Source organism: Sphingomonas sanguinis, from assembly GCF_001476905.1.
GTDB classification, from domain to species: Bacteria; Pseudomonadota; Alphaproteobacteria; order Sphingomonadales; family Sphingomonadaceae; genus Sphingomonas; species Sphingomonas sanguinis_B.
The window spans coordinates 24,471-42,974 of the sequence record NZ_LDTE01000116.1; the positions used below are offsets into that span (position 1 = coordinate 24,471).

The 18,504-nt window shown below is 65.5% G+C and carries 18 protein-coding genes; 12 read left to right on the top strand and 6 right to left on the bottom strand.

All coding sequences use genetic code 11. The annotated features are described in order from the left end of the window. The first annotated feature begins 8 nt into the window (after positions 1-8). Positions 9-200 carry a hypothetical protein gene (locus SB4_RS16050; RefSeq protein WP_058753376.1) on the top strand — a complete coding sequence of 64 codons (192 nt, stop codon included), beginning with the start codon at positions 9-11 and terminating at the stop codon, positions 198-200. 60 nt (positions 201-260) lie between these two features. Here the strand turns inward: SB4_RS16050 and SB4_RS16055 are convergent, their stop codons facing one another. The 3 genes from SB4_RS16055 to SB4_RS16065 all read right to left on the bottom strand — a co-directional run bounded on the left by SB4_RS16055 (position 261) and on the right by SB4_RS16065 (position 3,936). Continuing rightward, positions 261-1,664, bottom strand: coding sequence for an NAD(P)H-dependent flavin oxidoreductase (locus SB4_RS16055; protein WP_058753377.1), 1,404 nt, complete (start codon positions 1,662-1,664; stop codon positions 261-263). An 89-nt stretch (positions 1,665-1,753) separates the two neighbouring features. Next, positions 1,754-2,890 carry a glycosyltransferase family 4 protein gene (locus tag SB4_RS16060; RefSeq protein WP_058753378.1) on the bottom strand — a complete coding sequence of 379 codons (1,137 nt, stop codon included), beginning with the start codon at positions 2,888-2,890 and terminating at the stop codon, positions 1,754-1,756. A gap of 173 nt (positions 2,891-3,063) precedes the next feature. Further along, positions 3,064-3,936 carry an alpha/beta fold hydrolase gene (locus tag SB4_RS16065; RefSeq protein WP_058753379.1) on the bottom strand — a complete coding sequence of 291 codons (873 nt, stop codon included), beginning with the start codon at positions 3,934-3,936 and terminating at the stop codon, positions 3,064-3,066. A 37-nt stretch (positions 3,937-3,973) separates the two neighbouring features. Here SB4_RS16065 and SB4_RS16070 point away from each other — a divergent pair, with 37 nt between their 5' ends. Beyond that, the gene (locus SB4_RS16070; protein ID WP_058753380.1) at positions 3,974-5,350 is read left to right on the top strand and encodes a protein adenylyltransferase SelO family protein; all 1,377 of its coding nucleotides are present in this window, start codon (positions 3,974-3,976) and stop codon (positions 5,348-5,350) included. A 109-nt stretch (positions 5,351-5,459) separates the two neighbouring features. Here SB4_RS16070 and SB4_RS16075 read toward each other — a convergent pair whose 3' ends face one another. Next, positions 5,460-8,441: a TonB-dependent receptor domain-containing protein gene (locus tag SB4_RS16075; protein ID WP_058753381.1), complete on the bottom strand. Its 2,982-nt coding sequence runs from the start codon at positions 8,439-8,441 to the stop codon at positions 5,460-5,462. 218 nt (positions 8,442-8,659) lie between these two features. Between SB4_RS16075 and cobA the strand changes: the two genes are divergently transcribed. The 5 genes from cobA to SB4_RS16100 are packed head-to-tail and all read left to right on the top strand — an operon-like array spanning position 8,660 to position 12,562. Continuing rightward, positions 8,660-9,451: a uroporphyrinogen-III C-methyltransferase gene (gene cobA / locus SB4_RS16080; protein WP_058753382.1), complete on the top strand. Its 792-nt coding sequence runs from the start codon at positions 8,660-8,662 to the stop codon at positions 9,449-9,451. After that, complete coding sequence (locus tag SB4_RS16085; RefSeq protein WP_058717763.1) at positions 9,448-9,744, top strand: DUF2849 domain-containing protein; 297 nt, start codon at positions 9,448-9,450, stop codon at positions 9,742-9,744. Before cobA ends, SB4_RS16085 begins: the two co-directional genes overlap by 4 nt. Before the next feature lie 11 nt (positions 9,745-9,755). After that, on the top strand, positions 9,756-11,381 hold the full coding sequence (locus SB4_RS16090; protein ID WP_058753383.1) for a nitrite/sulfite reductase: 1,626 nt from the start codon (positions 9,756-9,758) through the stop codon (positions 11,379-11,381). Further along, on the top strand, positions 11,374-11,832 hold the full coding sequence (locus SB4_RS16095; RefSeq protein WP_058717761.1) for a DUF934 domain-containing protein: 459 nt from the start codon (positions 11,374-11,376) through the stop codon (positions 11,830-11,832). The genes SB4_RS16090 and SB4_RS16095 overlap by 8 nt, the downstream gene beginning before the upstream one ends. After that, entirely contained in the window at positions 11,825-12,562 is a 738-nt protein-coding gene (locus tag SB4_RS16100; protein ID WP_058753384.1) for a phosphoadenylyl-sulfate reductase, read from the top strand. The genes SB4_RS16095 and SB4_RS16100 overlap by 8 nt, the downstream gene beginning before the upstream one ends. 9 nt (positions 12,563-12,571) lie before the next feature. Here SB4_RS16100 and SB4_RS16105 read toward each other — a convergent pair whose 3' ends face one another. Next, a complete protein-coding gene (locus tag SB4_RS16105; RefSeq protein WP_058753385.1) occupies positions 12,572-13,672 on the bottom strand; it encodes a helix-turn-helix transcriptional regulator in 1,101 nt (366 codons plus the stop codon). 177 nt (positions 13,673-13,849) lie between these two features. Between SB4_RS16105 and SB4_RS16110 the strand changes: the two genes are divergently transcribed. Together SB4_RS16110 and SB4_RS16115 are read left to right on the top strand one after the other, a co-directional pair. Next, complete coding sequence (locus tag SB4_RS16110; protein WP_058753386.1) at positions 13,850-14,236, top strand: hypothetical protein; 387 nt, start codon at positions 13,850-13,852, stop codon at positions 14,234-14,236. Between the two features lie 65 nt (positions 14,237-14,301). Further along, on the top strand, positions 14,302-14,880 hold the full coding sequence (locus SB4_RS16115; protein ID WP_058753387.1) for a dihydrofolate reductase family protein: 579 nt from the start codon (positions 14,302-14,304) through the stop codon (positions 14,878-14,880). Positions 14,881-14,946: 66 nt separating this feature from the next. Here the strand turns inward: SB4_RS16115 and SB4_RS16120 are convergent, their stop codons facing one another. Further along, complete coding sequence (locus SB4_RS16120; protein ID WP_056430330.1) at positions 14,947-16,440, bottom strand: replicative DNA helicase; 1,494 nt, start codon at positions 16,438-16,440, stop codon at positions 14,947-14,949. Positions 16,441-16,537: 97 nt separating this feature from the next. Between SB4_RS16120 and SB4_RS16125 the strand changes: the two genes are divergently transcribed. Genes SB4_RS16125 through SB4_RS16135 form a run of 3 tightly spaced genes read left to right on the top strand, consistent with a single transcriptional unit; the run spans position 16,538 to position 18,143 of the window. Further along, the gene (locus SB4_RS16125; RefSeq protein WP_058717756.1) at positions 16,538-17,020 is read left to right on the top strand and encodes a UPF0262 family protein; all 483 of its coding nucleotides are present in this window, start codon (positions 16,538-16,540) and stop codon (positions 17,018-17,020) included. Then, positions 17,020-17,694, top strand: coding sequence for a GH25 family lysozyme (locus tag SB4_RS16130; protein ID WP_058753388.1), 675 nt, complete (start codon positions 17,020-17,022; stop codon positions 17,692-17,694). Before SB4_RS16125 ends, SB4_RS16130 begins: the two co-directional genes overlap by 1 nt. After that, positions 17,691-18,143, top strand: a complete 453-nt coding sequence (locus tag SB4_RS16135; RefSeq protein ID WP_058733100.1) for a cytidine deaminase — start codon at positions 17,691-17,693, stop codon at positions 18,141-18,143. The genes SB4_RS16130 and SB4_RS16135 overlap by 4 nt, the downstream gene beginning before the upstream one ends. Positions 18,144-18,504 lie beyond the last annotated feature (361 nt).

The following is an 18,504-nucleotide window of genomic DNA, read 5'->3' on the forward strand; positions in this document are numbered from 1 at the left end:
CTACCTTCATGAAAAAGCTGGCCATTGCCTTCACCCTCACCGCAACCGCGCTGTCGATGTCGGCCTGTTCGACGCTGAAGGGCGCCGCAATCGGTGGCGCGGGTGGCGCGGGCGTCGCCGCCGCGACCGGAGGCAGCGTGCAGAAGGGCGCAGCGGTCGGCGGCACCGCCGGTGCGGTCGTCGGCACCGTCGCCGACTGATGCAAAAAGGGGGGCTTACCGGTTCAGGAAAGCCCCCCTTTTCGTAACGCTTCGCGGCGATCAGTCGCCGGTCAGGATGCGGTCGACCAGTTGCTTGACCGTCGGCACGAACCCGTTCGAGTAGAAAGGGTCGCGCTTGAAGTTGTACGCGGCGTGGCCCGCGAACATCAGGTTCTGCTCGACATCGCCGCCATGGGCGATCTCCTGCAGCGTCTTCTGGATGCAGAAGCTGCGCGGGTCGGCCAGACGGCCGGTCGAGTTGGTCTCGCTATCCGCCCAGCTCGAAAACAGGCACTGCGACAGGCAGCCCATGCAGTCGGCCTGGTCCTTGCGGATTTCCTTGGCTTCTTCCGGCGTCACGAAGACCAGCGTGTTGTCGGGCGTCTTCAGCGCCATGGTGAAACCCGCGCCGAACCACTCGCGGGCTCGCAGCAGGTCGCCCTTGGTCACCCAGAAATTCTTGCCCTTCACGCCCACGTCGAGCTGGAAGACATGGTCTCCCGCTTCCTGGGTCGAGAAGGCGATCTGGCGCTCCGAACGAGCCTCCAGATTGCGCAGGAAGGGGTTGCGCACCGCACTGGAATAGAAACCGGTCGGCGAGAAGCGGTGGAGCAAGACGTCACCCTGCTCGATCGTCATCAGCCGCTGCTTCCAATCCTCGGGGATCGGGCTTTCCTGGGTCAGCAGCGGACGCGTGCCGAACTGGAAGGCGATCTTGCCCAGCTCGGGATTGTCGATCCAGTCGTTCCAGTCGCGCAAGTACCAGACGCCGCCCGCCATCACGATCGGCACCTCGTCCGAAATCCCGCCCTCGCGCATCGTGTCGCGCAGCGCCTTCACACGCGGATACGGGTCTTGGGGCTGCAAGGGGTCTTCGGCGTTGGACAGGCCGTTATGGCCACCGGCGAGCCAGGGGTCCTCATACACCACCGCCGACAGCCATTCCGCCGCCTTGGAATAGGCACGCTTCCACAGCGCGCGGAAAGCGCGGCCCGAGGAGACGATCGGCAGATAGCTGACCTGATGATGCGCCGCGATCTCGGAGAGCTTATAGGGCATGCCAGCGCCACAGGTGACGCCCGCGACCAGCCCCTTGGTGCGCGCCAGCACGCCTTCCAACACGCGCTGCGCGCCGCCCATTTCCCACAGCACGTTGATGTTGATCGCGCCCTTGCCACCGGCAATGTCCCAGGCGCGCTTCACCTGCTGGACCGCGCCCTCGATGGCGTATTCGATCAGCTCTTCGTGCCGCTCGCGCCGGGTCAGCGCGCGGTAGATCTGGGGAATGATCTTGCCCTCGGCATCATAGCTGTCGGCATTCACGGCCGACACGGTGCCGACGCCGCCCGCCGCCGCCCAGGCGCCAGCGGATGCGTGGTTGGTCGCAGCGACGCCCTTCCCGCCTTCGATCAGCGGCCAAACCTCGCGGCCGTTGTACAGGATGGGGCTCAAGCCTTTGAACACGTCTTTACCTTACTGGTCCGAAAGGGTCTCATATAGCGTGTTGGCATGGGTTAGCGAGGGGAATTAACGGCACGCCCCGGTGTGGACGGTCAGCCCAGCGCGCCGGGCCGCCCCAGGACCCGCTCGTACAGCGCCTTGTAGCGCGCGATCATCTGCGCCTGGTCGAACTCGGCCCGCACCCGCGCCTGGTTGGCCGCGCCCGCCTCGGCGCGAAGCTCGGGATGCGAGATCAGCGCCTGGATCACGTCGCGCAGGCGCACCTCGTTGGGGGCATCGGCGATGAACTGGCGATTGGGCTCCGACACCATCAGCGGCACGTCGCCGACCGGCAGCGAGGCGATGGGCAGGCCCGCCGCCATCCCTTCCAGCACGGAGATCGGTGCCTGTTCCGACATGGACGACAGCGCGACGATGTCGAAATGGCGGATGTAATTGTACGGGCGTTCGAGGAAGCCCGGCATGACCAGCCGGTCGGCGATGCCCATCGCGGCGGCGGCCTGCTGGATATTTGCGCGCTCGGGGCCCTCGCCCACGATCACCAGGCGGAAGCGGTTGGGGATGCCCCCCATCGCGCGGACGAGCATCGGCAGGTTCTTGACCGGGCGCAGGCCCGCCAGCACGCCGACGACGATCTCCTTGGGCTGGCGGACGAAGCCGGGAATGCCCTTGGGATCGGGATCGCGGGCGTAAAGCTCGGTCGCGATGCCGTTGGGGATGCGGTGGACCCGCTCGGCCGGTTGCTTCCAGGTCTGGCGCGCAATGCCTTCCAGGATATGGCTCGGCACCGCCAGCGCATCCGCCGCCGACAGGGCGATGCGGCGATAGATGTTGCGCTCGATCTTCAGGCCGCGCGCCTCGTCGGCGTTGAACCCGTCTTCGTGATGAACCAGCGGCGGCGCGCCCTTGGGATAGACGCGCCGTGCCATCACCCCGTCGATCGCGCCCCAATTATAGGTCAGCACCAGGTCGAACCGGCGCATATAGGCGGCGATCGCTTCATATCGCTTGACCGAGGGCTTGCCGGTCAGGGGCGGCGCCTCCTGCGCGATCTCATAGCGTATGCCCTTGGCAATGGAATCGCGCGCGCCCAGCTCGTCGGGCATGGCGGAGACGATGGTGTGCTTCGCCGCATCGCCAAAGGCGTTCATGAGCGCGACCGCACGCGCCTCCTTGCCGCCCAGCGAGAAGGAGGAGTGGAGATGCAGGATGTTCAGCGGACGGGCCATGCCTGCGGGATTAGCGGGCGGGGACAGCGTTGGAAACCGCCAGCGCCATTTTCCTCCCCTGCAAGGGGAGGTGGCAGGGCGAAGGACTGACGGAGGGGTGTCACGGTCGGAGAGGTTGGGCCAAACTCGCCACCGGGGACACCCCTCCACCAGCTTCGCTGGTCCCCCTCCCCTTACAGGGGAGGAATTTGGCCTACATTATCCAGCAACCGCCCGGTCCCCGCCAGCGCCTCCGCCTCGGTCAGCAGCGGCGTATGGCCGACGCCCGGCACCGTCACCAGTTCGGACGGAGACAGCCGCTCGACCATCCGCTCGGCGACCGCGGCGCTCAGGATGTCCGACCGCTCGCCGCGTACCACCAGCGTCGGCACGCCGTTCAGCGCGTCCAGCGCGGCCCACATATCGGGCCCGCCCTCGGTATTGGGCACCCGGAACGGCTCGGCGATCTTCAGGTCATAGTCGAGCACGATCCGTCCCGCGCTGGTCAACCGATGCGTGCGCTTGGCCATGGTCAGCCAATCCTCGACGCCCCAGTCGGGATAGACGTCCTCGTTATTCTCCTGAACGCAGCGGGCGGCGTGCAGCCAGGTGGGAAAGCTCTGCCCCTTGCCGACATAGCCGCGAATGCGCGCTAGGCCCGCCGCCTCGATCTCCGGCCCGATATCGTTCAGCACCGCCCCCGCCAGCCGCCCTCGTGCGGTGGCCGCCAGGATCATCGTCACGATCCCGCCCAGCGAGGTGCCGACCGCGACGAAGCGGGTGATGTCCAGTTCGTCCAGCATCGCCTCGACATCCTGGACATAGGTGAGCGGCACATAGCTCATCGGGTCCTTGGCATAGGCGCTTTCGCCCCGGCCGCGAAAACTGACCGCGATCACCCGCGCGCGGCCCGCCAGAGCCTCGGCCAGCCCCTCGAAATCGCGCGCATTGCGAGTCAGGCCCGGCAGGCAGATGACCGGGGGCAGCGTGTCGTCCCCCTCATAGTCGCGCGCATGGAGCCGCAGGCCGTCTTTCGACCACCAATATCGATTCTCATGAGGGATCATGCTTGAAGGTCCTCCGGTGCCGCCTCCATATCGCTTTATGCCCGTATCCCCGCAAGCCTATGGCCCGTCCACCGCCCTGACCGAGGTGGCCGATTTTCTCGCCGATCCGGTGGAGGCGGCGAATTTTCCGCAGACCGTCATCCGCTATCGCAACGACCGCGCCGCCGCCGAAATCGGTTTGGAGACGCTGACCGATAACGAATGGGCACGGCATTTCGGCCGGTTCGCCCCCCTGCCCGACACGCTGCCCGGGCCGATGGCGCTGCGCTATCACGGGCATCAGTTCCGCCATTACAACAGCGATCTCGGCGACGGACGCGGCTTCACCTTCGCGCAGATGACGGCGCGTGACGGCCGGTTGCTGGAACTCGGCACCAAGGGGTCGGGGCAGACGCCCTATAGCCGCTCCGGCGACGGCCGCCTGACTCTGAAGGGCGGGGTCCGCGAAATCCTGGCGACCGAGATGCTGGAGGCGCTGAACGTCCCCACCTCGCGCACGCTGTCGCTGATCGAGACGGGCGAGGCGCTGCACCGGGGTGACGAGCCCTCCCCCACCCGCTCGGCCGTCATGGTGCGGATGAGCCACGGCCATGTCCGTATCGGCAGTTTCCAGCGGCTCGCCTTCGAGCGCGACGAGGATGGGATGCGGCGGCTGGTCGCCTATGTCCTGCGCCACTTCTATGGCGAGGAATCGGACGATCCCGTCCGACTGCTGACCCTGGTGGCGGAGCGCACCGCCAGGCTCGCCGCGCGCTATATGGCTGCCGGGTTCGTCCACGGCGTACTCAATTCCGACAATATCAACGTGACCGGCGAGAGCTTCGACTATGGCCCGTGGCGGTTCGCGCCGAGCTGGGACGCGGGCTTCACCGCCGCCTATTTCGACCAGATGGGCCTCTACGCCTTTGGCCGCCAGCCCGAGGCGATCCAGTGGGACGTGATGCAGCTGGCCTCCAGCCTGCGGCTGATCGCGGAGAGCGCCCCGCTGATCGCCGCGCTGGAGGGCTTTGCCACGACCTATCAGGCGGAGATCATCACCGCGATCCTCTGGCGGCTGGGCGTGACGCCACGCGGCGGGACCGAGGACCGGGCGCTCGTCCAGACCTTCGAGCAGGCGCTGCGCACCAGCGCCGCTCCTCTGGACCGCGTCTATTTCGACCTGTTCGGCGGGCAGGTGCCGGATCATTATGACGACACGTGGAACGCCTTGCGCGACCTGGTCGAGCCCTATTCCCCGCGCCGCGCACGCGACCACGCCTATTGGCAGGGCGAGCCCGAATCCATGCTGATCGAGGAGGTGGAAGCGATCTGGGCATCGATCGCGCAGGCTGACGACTGGGGAATGCTGCACGATAAGGTCGCGCGGGTCCGGGCGATGGGCGGGGCACTGGCCGACCCTGATGCGGCGGCCTAGCCGCTGGTCGAGCCTCCGTCGACGATGCCGAGCGTGAAGTCGCTAATCCCTTTTTGGGGCGCGCGGGTTGAAAAAAGCGCCCGGAACCGAGGTTCCGGGCTTTCCCCGATTAGAAGCGGGCGGAGATACCGACCCGCAACGTCCGTCCCCGCACCGTGTAGTAGGTGGGATAGGTGTTGAAATAGACCGCGCTCCACGCCGTTGCCGCATCGCCGATCAGAGGCGGATCTTTGTCGAAGATATTCTGGACGTTGAACCGCACGTCGATCCCCTTCACCAGCGTGACGTTCGTGTTGAAGTCGAAGTAGTTATAGGCGGGGATACGCCGGATCATCGGATACGTCTCGCCCGGCTTGGCCGCGAGAACCGTGTTGGTGGAGGACTTGGACACATCGGTGCCCCCGATATAGCGCCAGGTGAAACCGACCCCGCCCTTGATCCAGGGCAGTTGCCAGTTCACGCCCGCCACATGCCGCCAGCGCGGCATCGGATCGCGGCAGGTGAAGCCGAAATACCCCAGGCACGACCAGGGCGTGTTGCCCGGCGCGAACTGACGCTCGAACTTCGTGGTCAACGTGCCGTTGAAGTTCAGGCCGAAGGTGCCGATGTCGTCCGCGATGCCCAGACGCTTGGGATCGAGCGTATAGTTGGTGCTGAAGTCGATGCCCCGCGTCTTGGTATAGCCGGAATTGTTGTACCGCGCATCTGCGACCAGCACGCGGCCGCTCTGCGGATCACGCTTGTAGAATTGGCAGAAGAACTCGACCTTGTTGTTATAGCATTGGTCGAACGCCATATCGATCCGGGTCCACTCGAATGCCCCCCGGATATCGATGTCATACCAGTCGACCGTCGCGGAAAGGCCCGGAATCCCGCGCGGCTGGAATACGACGCCCAGCGTCTTGCTGCGCGACCGTTCGGGCTGGAGATCGCGGTTACCGCCATTGACCAGCGTCGTCGGACAGAAGCCGCGGGAATCGCACCCCGCATAGCTGGTCAGCGCATCATATTGGGCGCGCGTCATGCCGATCGAGCATTGGTCGAAGGTATAGCGCTGGATGGTCTTTCCATTGGTGGCCGCACGTGGCGGCGCACAAAGATCGAGCATCATCGCGTTGGGATAGCGATTCTCGCCTTCCAGCCGCTCGAGCACGCCCACGCGAACCGCGCGGTTGTAGCTGCCCCGGAAACGCAGGCCCTCGACCGGAGCCCAGCTGGCCTCCGCCTTCCAGCTGTGGACCAGGCTCTGATAGACGTCATAATCGGAAATCCGATAGCCACCATTGACGCTGAGTTCCTTGAAGAAGGGCCGGTCTTCGATCAGCGGGATGTCGATCTCCCCACCCAGTTCCTTGACACTGGTACGCCCGTCAAAGGTGGTGAAGTTCGACCAGGCGCCAAAGCCCTGCGACTGGTTGCGATACTTGCGATATTCGCCGGTGATCGCAAAGCCGATGCCGTTGGTCGCCCACGGGCTCTTCAGGCCGTAATCCTCCAGCGTCCCGGACACGACGCCGTTGATGACCTGCAAATCGTTCTGCTGGCGGCGGCTGCCGATACCGGTCAGCCAGCCATAGACCGCATCGCTGATCGGGGAGTCGGACGAAAAGGCATCGACCGGCAGGCAGCTCCGGTCGCTGCCATTGATCTTGGACAGACAGGTCGGAACCCCGCCAACGTTGCGAACCTGGAGCCCACGCGCGAGCCTATCCTCTTGATCCGGAAGCCAGTTGTGATCGGCCGACCCGTTCTGGATATTCCGGGTCTGCTGATAGCTGAGTTCAAAGCGGATCTTGTCGACGATCATGCCCGACAGGCCGAGCGAGCCGCGCCAGTCGTCTGTCGTATTGCGGAAATTCTGGATCATGCCGGGCCGGAACAGCGACAAGGATATCGGCGCGCTGAGCACCGTAGTGCCCGCCGCCGAACCGCAGATGATCTGTGCCTGTTGCTGCCCCAGGAAGGGGTTGTCGCAATTGACCGGTGCCGTCGGGGTCGACATCCCGCCATCAATCGAGTTGAACCCCGTCTCGACGATCTTGCTGTACAGGAAGCTGCCACTCAGCCGCATCCCAGCCGGCAGATCGGCGGTCAGGAAGCCGCCCGCATTGACCGTCTCGCTCCGCCGTTGAATCGTGTCCACCCGTTGGATACGAACCTCGTCCTGCGTGTCATAGGGACGGAAGCTGCGCGATCCGTCTCGAGCGTTGGTCAGATCCTGACCATTGGCGAAGAAATAGTTATAGGGATTGTAGGTCGTACCGTTGCACGTCCACTTCGTGTTCCCGGCATCGACATTGTTGGGATCGAACATCAACAGCGGACAGTTCGTCGTATCGATGTTCCGATACTGGATCGGGTCGGCCTTCTTGTACGTCGCAAAGGCGCTAATGTTGAGCTTGTCGTCGAACAGGTTCTTGCCCGCCGCCAGCGACGCGAAATAATTGCCGCCGCCCAGATAGCTGCCACGCGGATAGGTATAGCCCGCCTCCTGCGCGACCTTCGCCAGCAGCGGATTGTTGTTGTTGTGGTTGAAGCCGCTGACCTCACCGTCAAAGGCGATGCCGTTGAACTTGCGCTTTACGATAAAGTTGACGACGCCCGCGATCGCGTCCGAACCGTACACCGCCGATGCACCGCCGGTCATGATGTCGATCCGCTCGATCAGCGCACCAGGGATGATGTTGACGTCATTGTCCATCCGCTGGCCGTTAAGCAGGGTCAGCGTCCGCCCCGCACCCAGGCTGCGCAGGCCCACCGGCGCCGAACCCGAGGTCCAGCTTGCCCCCTGCAAGCCGAGCATCGGGGTCACCTGCGGCAATTGCGCCAGCGCGTCCTCGACCCGGGCGAGCCCGCGCTCCTTCAGATAGGTCGAGTCGATCGTGGTGATCGGCGCGTTGCTTTCCATATTCGGCCGCACGATGCGCGTGCCGGTAACGATGACGTCACCGGGATCGCGTGCCTCCTGCTTGGCGTCGATCCGGTCGGTCGACGCGGCCACGCCTGTGACCTCGATCTTCTCGGCCTGCGCACTGGCATCCGCTTCAGCAGCTGGAGCGGTTTGCGCCGATGCAACGCCGACCCAAGCCATCGCAATCAGCGAAGCACCAAACGCTGCTCTGGCGCAACTTTGTGTCCTCATTTCCATTCCCCCCTTTGGCTTTATGCCCCTTTGTCCAGTCAAACATAGACTCATACAAAAGGCAAATATGTTATACCTTGTACGGCAAAGTGGGGTGAAGCTGATCTACCGCCGCCCCAAGCATCGCTCGGTTGTGGCGGCGCGGGCGGAGGGGCATCTGTTGCAGCATGGCTAGTCTTCTCGATCCCACCGCGCGCGGACGCGTGATCCTGGTTGGTGCAGGCCCCGGTGATCCGGGCCTGTTGACCGTGCGCGCGGTTGAGGCGCTGAAGACCGCCGACGTCGTCGTGCATGACGGGCTGATCGATCCGCGTGTGCTCGACCTCGCGCCGCCGGAGGCGCAGCGCATCTCGGTCGCCAAGCGGCGCGCGCGGCACACGCTGTCGCAGGATGCGATCAACGCGCTGATCGTCGCGCATGTAAAGACCGGCGCGATCGTCGTGCGGCTGAAGGGCGGCGACCCGTTCATCTTCGGGCGCGGCGGCGAGGAGGTCGAGGCGGTGCGCGACGCTGGGCTTCCCGTCGAAGTGATCCCCGGCGTGTCGGCGGCCCTCGGTTGCGCGGCGGAGGCGATGCTGCCACTGACCCACCGCGACCACAGCTCGGCCGTGTCCTTCGTCGCGGGCCAGTGCAAGGGGCTGACCGATCAGGACTGGTCGGGGCTGGCGGGCCAGGGACGCACGCTCGTCATCTATATGGGCGTCGCGACCGCCAACGGCATCGCCGACAAGCTGATGGCCGATGGCGTGGCCCCCGACATGCCGGTCGCGGTGCTGGAGCGCGGCACGCTGGATGGTCACCGCGCCATCCGCACCCTGCTCGCCGATCTCGGGCCGATGGTCGAGCGCGAGAAGGTGCAGAGCCCGGCGATCATCGTCGTCGGCGAAGTCGTGACCCTGTCGGATGCCGAAGACAAGCTCGCGCGTTGGGCCCGCGTGGCGGAAGGAATGAGTGCATGAAGCTGTTGACGGGCAATGACTTGAGCACCGGCGATGTCGTCTGGTGGACCGGGCGCGACTGGTCGCGTCATGTCGAGGATGCGGTCGATGTCGGCGGCCAAGGCGAGGCGATCCTTCGCGCCGAGGAAGGCGCGCGCCGGGTCAACGTCCCCTATCTGATCGATGCCGAGGCGACCGAACAGGGCCCCCGCCCCGCCCATATCAAGGACCGTATCCGCGCACTCGGCCCCACGGTGCGCCCCGATCTGACGCTGAAGCCCGCCGATGCGGACGCCGGCGCCTGGGTCATCTGAGAGAGCCATTCATGTATCGCTATGACGAATATGACCAGAGCATCGTCGATGCGCGTGTCGAGGAATTTCGCGACCAGGTGGATCGCCGCCTGTCGGGTGCGCTGACCGAGGATCAATTCAAGCCGCTGCGACTGATGAATGGCCTCTACCTCCAGCTGCACGCCTATATGCTGCGCGTCGCGGTGCCCTATGGCACGCTGGACAGCCGCCAGATGCGGATGCTGGGCCATATCGCGCGCAAGTACGATCGGGGCTACGGACATTTCACCACGCGCCAAAACATTCAGTATAACTGGATCAAGCTGGCCGATGCGCCCGATATCCTCGCCGAGCTGGCGACCGTCCAGATGCATGCCATCCAGACCTCGGGCAATTGCATCCGCAACATCTCATCGGACCAGTTCGCCGGGGCGGCCGCCGATGAGGTCGCCGATCCCCGCCCCTGGGCCGAGTTGCTGCGGCAATGGTCGACCTTCCACCCGGAATTCACCTATCTGCCGCGCAAGTTCAAGATTGCGGTGATCGCCGCGGACGAGGACCGGGCGGCGATGCGGCTGCACGATATCGGCATCCAACTGCTGGAGCGCGACGGCGTGCTGGGCGCGAAGATCTTCGTCGGCGGCGGCATGGGCCGCACCCCGATGATCGCGCATGAGGTGAAGGACTTCATCACCGCCGACCATCTGATGAGCTATCTGGAGGCGTGCCTGCGGGTCTATAACCGCTATGGCCGCCGCGATAATATCTACAAGGCGCGGATCAAGATCCTGCTCCACGAGATCGGCGTCGACGCTTACCGCGATCAGGTGGAGGCGGAATTCGCCGCCATCCGCGACCTCGGCATCGACCCGCCGCTCGCCGAGTTGGAGCGGATCACTGCCATGTTTGCCGGTCCCGACTTCGCCAGCGACGCGCCCGACACGGTCGACCGTTCCGACCCCGACTTCGCGGTCTGGCTGGATCAGAATGTCTCAGGCCACAAGCAGCCCGGCCATGCCATCGTCACGATCAGCCTCAAGCCGATCGGCGGCATCCCCGGCGACGCCTCGGCCGACCAGATCGACCTGATGGCCGACCTCGCCGAGCGTTACGGCCATGACGAACTGCGCGTGACCCATGCGCAGAACATCGTCCTGCCGCATGTCCGCAAGGCAGACTTGTACGCCATCTGGACCGCGCTTCGCGACGCCGGGCTGGCCGAGGCCAATCTCGACCTGATTTCGGACATCATCGCCTGCCCCGGCCTGGATTATTGCAGCCTCGCCAATGCCCGCTCCATCCCGCTGGCGCAGAAGATCGGCGAGCGTTTCGCCGGGCGGCAGCGCGAACTGGGCGAGTTGAAGCTGAAGATTTCAGGCTGCATCAACGCCTGCGGCCATCATCATGCCGGGCATATCGGCATATTGGGCGTCGATAAGAAGGGCACCGAGAATTACCAGCTGCTGCTCGGCGGATCGGGGGCGGAGGACGTCTCGCTCGGCAAGATCACCGGCCCCGGCTTCGACGAGGACGGCGTGGTCGACGCGATCGAACGGGTGACCGACCGCTATGTCGCATTGCGCGAGGGCGGTGAGCGCTTCCTCGACACCTATCGCCGCGTCGGTATGCAGCCGTTCAAGGAAGCGATCTATGGTTGATCCCATCACCGTGAACACCGATGCCGGCGCAACGCTGCTGCGTTTCCGCGACGATGTGGTGCATGACGAACCGGCAGTGACGCTCGACGCGTTCCTGGGCCAGACCAACGCCACGGCCGTCCGGTTGGAGGCGGGCGACGATGCGCGCGAACTCCTGCCGCATCTGGGCCAGATCGCGCTGGTCGAGATCAGCTTCCCGACCTTTCGCGACGGGCGCGGTTATTCGGCGGCTCGTATCCTGCGCGAGGCGGGGTTCGAGGGCGAGTTGCGCGCGGCAGGCGATGTACTGGTCGACCAGATCCCGCCCATGCGCCGCTGCGGCTTCGACAGTTTCGCGCCGGAAAAGCCGGTCGACGCCGCCACGCTGACCAAGCTGCTCGCGCTCTACCCCCAGCCCTATCAGAAGGCCGCCGATACCCGCGTGCCGGTGTGGAAGCTGCGCCATGGCTGAGCGCGCGCTCGACCGGATCGACGTGCGCCCCGCTTACACGGCGGAGGATGCCGCGGCGTATGAAGCGCGGTTTGCGGGTGTGGCCGCGCCGGACATGCTGCGCACGTTGCTGACCGGCGAGTTACGCGGACAGATCGCGGCGGTGTCGTCCTTCGGTGCCGAGTCCGCCGTGCTGTTGCACATGGTCGCACAGGCCGATCCGGCGACGCCGGTGGTCTTCACCGACACGCTGAAGATGTTTTCCGAAACGCTGGCGTACCGCGATACGCTGGTCGAGCGGCTGGGCCTGCTGGACGTCCGCGTGATCCAGCCCGACGCCTCGCTGCTCGCGGCGAAGGACCCGGACGGCATTCGCCACGGCTATGACCCCGATGGCTGCTGCGAGTTGCGCAAGGTCGAACCGCTGGCGCGCGGCCTCACCCCGTTCGAAGCCTGGATTTCGGGCCGCAAGGGCTTTCAGGCGGGCACCCGCCGCGCACTGCCCCGGTTCGAGGTCGAAGAGGGGCGGCTGAAGCTCAACCCGCTGGCGGATTGGGACAAGGCGGCGCTGGACGGCTATTTCGAACGCCATGACCTGCCCCGCCACCCGCTGGAGGCGCAAGGCTATCTGTCGATCGGCTGCGCACCCTGCACCAGCATCGTCAAGCCCGGTGAAGACCCGCGCGCCGGGCGCTGGCGCGGCTTCGACAAGGTGGAATGCGGGATACACCGGCCGATCCCGGCATCCTGAAGCGGCAAGTCAGGCCCCGATCCGCGCGAGCAGCTGGATCAGCTCGGCCTGGCGTCCCGTATAGGTTTTGGAAAAGATGTGGCGCAGATGGACGCGTGCAGTCGACACGCTCATCTCCAGGCTGTTGGCCGCCTTCTCCAGCGAATGGCCCGCGACCAGCTGTTCGGCCAGATCCCTCTCCCGCCGGGTCAGCCCGAACGCCTGTTGCCACCGCTCCGGCGATGCCTGTGGTGCGGTGTCGGGGTCGATCAGGGTCACGATCGCGACAGCCTCCAGCGGCGCCATCGGGCGCGCCGGTCCGTGCAGGGAATAGGCGTTCAGGATATAGGCGGACTTGCCCGACGGGCGATCGATGCGACAGGTGCCCGGCGCACGTACGCGCGTCGTCGCCAGCCCGATGAACCGATCGAGCGCCGCATCGGCGATACCGCCACCACAGGTCAACCGCCCTTGCCTGCATCGCAAACCATCGCCGTTGCGGAGCAATGCCTCCATGGGCGGCGTGGCACGCAGCACGGTTCCCCGCTCACTGAGCAGCAGACAAGGCTCGGTGCGCCGGGTCAGCAGGCCGTCCCAATAGGCGTGGGTCAGCTTGGCGGCATGAACGAAGCCGAGTTCGAGCGCCCGTTGGATGTCGGGCAACAGCATCTCCAGACGGCGGCGCGCCTCCGTTGTCGTGGCCCCGTCCTCGACATGGCGGTGAACGGACAGACCGGCACAGATACGCCCGCCGTCCAGCGGCACGGCCGCGGTTAGATAATGTTCCAGCTTGCCGTTCGCGGCCTGCCACGCGAAATATTCGCGTGTGGCCGGATCATTGCGGTCCGCATGATCCGTATCGGTAAAGACCTTTGCGCGGCGCAAGCGCGCCACATAGGAAAGCTGCGGATCGAGGCGGCCAATATCCTCGGCGACATAGCGTTCGAGCGGTGCCGGGTCCTTGAGCAATATCTGCTGGTGCCGAATGACACCCGGCGCCTCGACCACATGGAAGGCGCCGCACGCCCCGCCGAGCATCGAGGCGGTCTGCCACGTCCAATCGGCCCATCGTCCGTCATCGAGCGCGGCCGCGTACGCCCCCTCGATCGCCGTCCGCAAACCTTCGTCCATGCCCGCCCCCGCCTTAACCCAGATTACAGGATGCGTTACGCAGCCTGCCAGAGTCCATGGCTATGCCGTGCCCTGGCAACGATTTCGGGGGCTGAGCCCGGTGCCCGCCCCGGAAGCGGTCGAGTAAAACCCGATCCGTTTCACCCTCCTTTAATCGCACCCTGCCATGGATAGGACATGACGAACCAAAATCCCTTGTTCGACATCACGCTCGACCTCGGGCTTGGCTATTTCGAGGTCGTTACTCGCGGCTTCTGGAGCCTGGACGACATCGCCGAGTTCCGCTCCGCGCTGGAGCGGACCATCCACCGGATTCGCGCGACCGGCCGCATGCCGGTCAGCCTGTGCGACTATTCCCATGCCATCGTCCAGAGCCAGGAGGTGGTCGCGGCCTTCATGCAGATGATGGAGGCTCCGGCGGTCCGTTCGGGCCGGGTCGCGGTCTATACCAAGGGTGCGCTGACGAAATTTCAGGCGACGCGGGCCAATCTGGACCATGGGGAATTTCGATTCTTCACCTGCAAGGACGCGGCACGCGCCTGGCTGCTGTCGCCGCGGGACTGAGATCGAACGGGACGCCGGGATACACCGATAACGCTGGCCGTTTCACCTCCCGAACGGAGGTGCCTATGCGCGAACTGATCCTGAAGATGACGATGTCGCTCGATGGTTTCGTCAGTGCCGCCGATGACGACAATCGCTGGATGTTCGGACAGGACCCGGCCGCCAAGGCCTGGAGCGTCGACTATCTCGGCAAGGCCGGTCTGCACATCATGGGGCGCGAGACCTTTCACGCCATGGCCGACCACTGGCCGGGATCGACCGATGCCTTTGCCGCACCGATGAACGCGATCCCGAAGGCCGTGTTCTCGCGCGAGGGTGACGAGATCGCGCCGGATGCGGCAACCCTGCCACCGGACGGCGAGAGCTGGGCCAATGCCTATGTCGCCAGCGGCGACCTGGGCGAGGAAATCGCCGCCCTCAAGGCGGAGCTGGGCGGTCCGATCATCGCGCATGGCGGGGTCCACTTCGGGCGCAGCCTGATCGCGCATGGGCTGGTGGATCGGTTCGCTCTGCTGGTCGTGCCGGTCGCGTTGGGACGCGGCGAGCCGCTGTTTTCGGACCTCGATGCGCCACTGGCCCTACATCTGGCCGAGGCCATCGCCTTTCCCGGCGGAGCGGTGGCGAAAATTTACCAGCCTGCCTGACGGAGCGCCGGGCTCAGGGCGCATTTTACAGGGACCATTCGTACGGCACGAACGGTCCCAGCGGCCTCAATAACCCGCGAAGTCGGTAAAGCGCGTAATCGTCGGGTCGAACTTCATCACGACCTTGCCGGTCGCACCGTGACGTTGCTTGGCGACGATCAGCTCGGCCAGGCCATAGACCCGCTCCACCTCGGTCGCCCATTTGGCGTGATCCTCGAAGACCTTGCCGTCATCGCCTTCCATCGGGCGCTTGGGCTCGCGTTGCATCATGTAATAGTCCTCGCGGAACACGAACCAGACCATGTCGGCGTCCTGCTCGATCGAGCCCGATTCGCGAAGGTCGGACAGCATCGGCCGCTTGTCCTCGCGCTGCTCGACCGCACGGCTCAACTGCGACAGCGCCAGCACCGGCACGTTCATATCCTTGGCCAGCGTCTTCAGTCCGCGCGAAATCTCCGAGATTTCCTGCACGCGATTGCCCTCGGACGACTTGCCCGAGCCGGTCAACAGCTGGAGATAGTCGACCACGACCAGACCCAGTTCGTTGTTCAGCCGCCGCTGCAAACGCCGGACGCGGGTGTGCAGCGCGGAGATGGTCAGGCCGCCGGTATCGTCGATGAACAGCGGCAACTGCTCCAGCTCGGCGGCGGCGGCGGCGAGCTGGGCGAACTCGTTGCGGCTGATCTTGCCCATGCGCAGCGCTTCGGAGCTGATCCCCGACTGCTCGGCCAGGATACGCGTCGCCAGCTGGTCGGCCGACATTTCGAGGCTGAAGAACGCGACCTTGGCACCGACCGATTCGGAAGGCGGGATGCCGTCCTGCATGTCGCGCATCCAGCGGCGCGCGGCGTTGAACGCGATATTGGTCGCCAGCGAGGTCTTGCCCATGCCCGGACGCCCCGCCAGGATCATCAAGTCGGACCGGTGCATACCGCCGATCTTGGCATTGACTGAGTCCAGACCCGTGGTGATGCCCGAGACATGGCCGCCGGAGTTCAGCGCGCGCTCGGCATTCTTGACCGCCATGGTGGTGGCCTGGGAGAAGCTCTTGACCGCATTCTCGGAGCCGCCATCGGCCGCGACCTTGAACAGCTCGTTCTCGGCCAGCTCGATCTGCGCGCGCGGGTTCACCTCCTCCGAGGTGTCCATCGCCCGGTCGACCAGCGTCCGCCCCACCGTCACCAGCGCGCGCAACATCGCCAGGTCATAGATCTGGGTCGCGAACTGCCTCGCGCCGATCAGGCCCGCGCCCGAGCCCGTTAGCTGCGCCAGATAGGACGGACCGCCCAGCGCCTTCATCCCCTCGTCCGCCTCGAACATAGGACGCAGGGTGACAGGGGTCGCCAGCATGTCGGTGGCGCGCAGGTTCTTGATCGCGGAAAACACCCGGCCATGGACGGGCTCGAAGAAATGCTCCGGGTCCAGCCGATCGACCAGATCGTCGGCCAGCCGGTTGTCGATCATCATCGCGCCCAGCAGCGCGGCCTCCGCCTCGATATTGCGGGGAAGCTGCTGCGGCTCGGTGGCGGCAGCGGGGTTCTGAAATGCTAGGGTGGCCATTTCTTCGGCGTTAGCGCGGACTGGCCCCGGATGAAAACGCATTCAGTCGATCAGCGCGGGATTTGCGGCGCACGCGCTTCGCGACTATCCCTGCCGGATGGCCGATCCGCGGATCATCTCTATCGACCTTGACGAGCGCAGCCTGGGCTGGCGCTCGGCCGATGTCGAACAGGAGCGGCGGATCGCGATCTTCGACCTGATCGAGGAAAATTATTTCGCGCCCCAGCGGCCCCAGCCCGACGGCTATGCCGGGCCCTACCGCATCAAGCTCGAGTCCGAAGAAGGCCGCCTGGGCATTCATATGCACCGCGAGGATGGGACGCATATCGAGACGCTGGTGCTGGCGCTCGGGCGCTTTCGGCGGCCGATCAAGGATTATTTCGCAATCTGCGACAGCTATTACCAAGCGATCCGCGCCGCCACGCCGCAACAGATCGAGACGATCGATATGGCCCGGCGCGGTATCCATAACGACGCGGCACAGATGCTGAAGGAGCGGTTGACCGGCAAGATCGAGGTCGATTTCGATACCGCACGCCGCCTCTTCACACTGCTCTGCGTCCTGCATATCCGCAACTGATGGCGATTCTCTGGAAAATCGGTGCCGGGCTGCTGGTCCTGGGCGCGGTCAGCGCAGGCGGGCGGCACTGGGTGACGCATTGGCAGCCCTCGACCGAGCATTATCCGCTGCAGGGTATCGACTTGCCCGAAAACCCGCCTGCGGTCGAATGGCGCACCCTGCGCGCGAACGGCGCGGACTTCGCCTATATCGTCGCCACGTCGGGCACCGATCGGCGCGATGCCGCCTTCGAGGGAAATTGGGACGCGCTGCCCGAAGCCGGAATGCGGCGCGGCGCGATCCATATCTATTCACTGTGCCAGCCCGCCGCCGCGCAGGCCGATGCCTTTAACATCTTCGTACCGCGCGCCGGGGACGCCCTGCCCGCCGCCATCGACCTGTCCTTCCACGACGACTGCACGGCGCGGCCCGACCGCGCCAAGCTGGTCGCCGACCTGACCCGCTTCGTGGCGATGGTCGAGACCCACACCGCCAAGCCGGTGATGCTGCGCGTGTCGAAAGCATTCGAGTCGGAATATAGCATCACCGCCGCGCTGCCCCGCCCTGTCTGGTCGGTCGGCAATCTGTTCAAGCCCGATTATGCCGCGCGCCCCTGGCGCATGTGGCGTGCCAGCGATTTCCGCCGGGTCGAGGGGGTGGAAGGCCCCGTCAACTGGGACGTCGTCACGCCATGAATGCCACCGATCCTCACGCCCTTATTGCCGCCGCCCGTGCCGCCGCCCGCAACGCCCATGCGCCGTACAGCCGCTTTGCGGTCGGCGCGGCGCTGTTGATGGAGGACGGCTCGGTCATCACCGGGGCCAATTTCGAGAATGCCAGCTACGGCCTGTCGCTCTGCGCCGAAACGGTCGCCATCGCCACCGCCTCGGCGGCGGGGCGGCTGCGTCAGATCGTGGCGGTCGGCGTCATCGGCGGAGCCATGGACGCGGACGGCAAGCCGACCGGCACCACCCCGGTCAGCCCCTGCGGCCGCTGTCGCCAGGTCATCAACGAAGCCGCCCAGATGGGGGGCCGCGACCTGCCCGTCCATTGCGGCGCGGCCGAAGGCGATGCGGTGCGCACCTATCGTTTGTCCGAGCTTCTGCCGGATGCGTTCGGCCCGGCGGACCTGGGGATCGGCTGACCTTTTTGCGGGGGGCGCGGACAGGCGCAGAGTACGCAGAGAAGAAGTTTAGCCCCCCCCTTTTCAGCGAGAACTGGCCATTGCCAATGGCCGTCCACGCTCTCTGCGTCCTCCGCGCCTCTGCGTCCTCCGCGCCTCTGCGCGAACGAATCTTCGTGAGTTTTGGCGCCGTGGTGGTGGCAAATAACCTGCCGCTCACGCCGTGATGGCAACTGATTTTTCACGCGAAGGCGCGAAGACGCTAAGATTGAATCGCGCGGAGACGCGGAGGCGCGGAGAAGAGGAATTAAAGTCTCCCGCCCGTTGGCGATGACCGGTCATCGCTTACGATCGGATACCCCCCTCCGTGTCTCCGCGCCTC

Excerpts from the sequence above, each read along its gene's own strand:
- SB4_RS16050 (WP_058753376.1), top strand. The coding sequence starts at position 9 with ATGAAAAAGCTGGCCATTGCCTTCACCCTCACCGCAACCGCGCTGTCG.
- SB4_RS16060 (WP_058753378.1), bottom strand. The coding sequence starts at position 2,890 with ATGGCCCGTCCGCTGAACATCCTGCATCTCCACTCCTCCTTCTCGCTG.
- SB4_RS16065 (WP_058753379.1), bottom strand. The coding sequence starts at position 3,936 with ATGATCCCTCATGAGAATCGATATTGGTGGTCGAAAGACGGCCTGCGG.
- SB4_RS16070 (WP_058753380.1), top strand. The coding sequence starts at position 3,974 with ATGCCCGTATCCCCGCAAGCCTATGGCCCGTCCACCGCCCTGACCGAG.
- SB4_RS16075 (WP_058753381.1), bottom strand. The coding sequence starts at position 8,441 with ATGGCTTGGGTCGGCGTTGCATCGGCGCAAACCGCTCCAGCTGCTGAA.
- cobA (WP_058753382.1), top strand. The coding sequence starts at position 8,660 with ATGGCTAGTCTTCTCGATCCCACCGCGCGCGGACGCGTGATCCTGGTT.
- SB4_RS16085 (WP_058717763.1), top strand. The coding sequence starts at position 9,448 with ATGAAGCTGTTGACGGGCAATGACTTGAGCACCGGCGATGTCGTCTGG.
- SB4_RS16090 (WP_058753383.1), top strand. The coding sequence starts at position 9,756 with ATGTATCGCTATGACGAATATGACCAGAGCATCGTCGATGCGCGTGTC.
- SB4_RS16095 (WP_058717761.1), top strand. The coding sequence starts at position 11,374 with ATGGTTGATCCCATCACCGTGAACACCGATGCCGGCGCAACGCTGCTG.
- SB4_RS16100 (WP_058753384.1), top strand. The coding sequence starts at position 11,825 with ATGGCTGAGCGCGCGCTCGACCGGATCGACGTGCGCCCCGCTTACACG.
- SB4_RS16105 (WP_058753385.1), bottom strand. The coding sequence starts at position 13,672 with ATGGACGAAGGTTTGCGGACGGCGATCGAGGGGGCGTACGCGGCCGCG.
- SB4_RS16110 (WP_058753386.1), top strand. The coding sequence starts at position 13,850 with ATGACGAACCAAAATCCCTTGTTCGACATCACGCTCGACCTCGGGCTT.
- SB4_RS16115 (WP_058753387.1), top strand. The coding sequence starts at position 14,302 with ATGCGCGAACTGATCCTGAAGATGACGATGTCGCTCGATGGTTTCGTC.
- SB4_RS16120 (WP_056430330.1), bottom strand. The coding sequence starts at position 16,440 with ATGGCCACCCTAGCATTTCAGAACCCCGCTGCCGCCACCGAGCCGCAG.
- SB4_RS16125 (WP_058717756.1), top strand. The coding sequence starts at position 16,538 with ATGGCCGATCCGCGGATCATCTCTATCGACCTTGACGAGCGCAGCCTG.
- SB4_RS16130 (WP_058753388.1), top strand. The coding sequence starts at position 17,020 with ATGGCGATTCTCTGGAAAATCGGTGCCGGGCTGCTGGTCCTGGGCGCG.
- SB4_RS16135 (WP_058733100.1), top strand. The coding sequence starts at position 17,691 with ATGAATGCCACCGATCCTCACGCCCTTATTGCCGCCGCCCGTGCCGCC.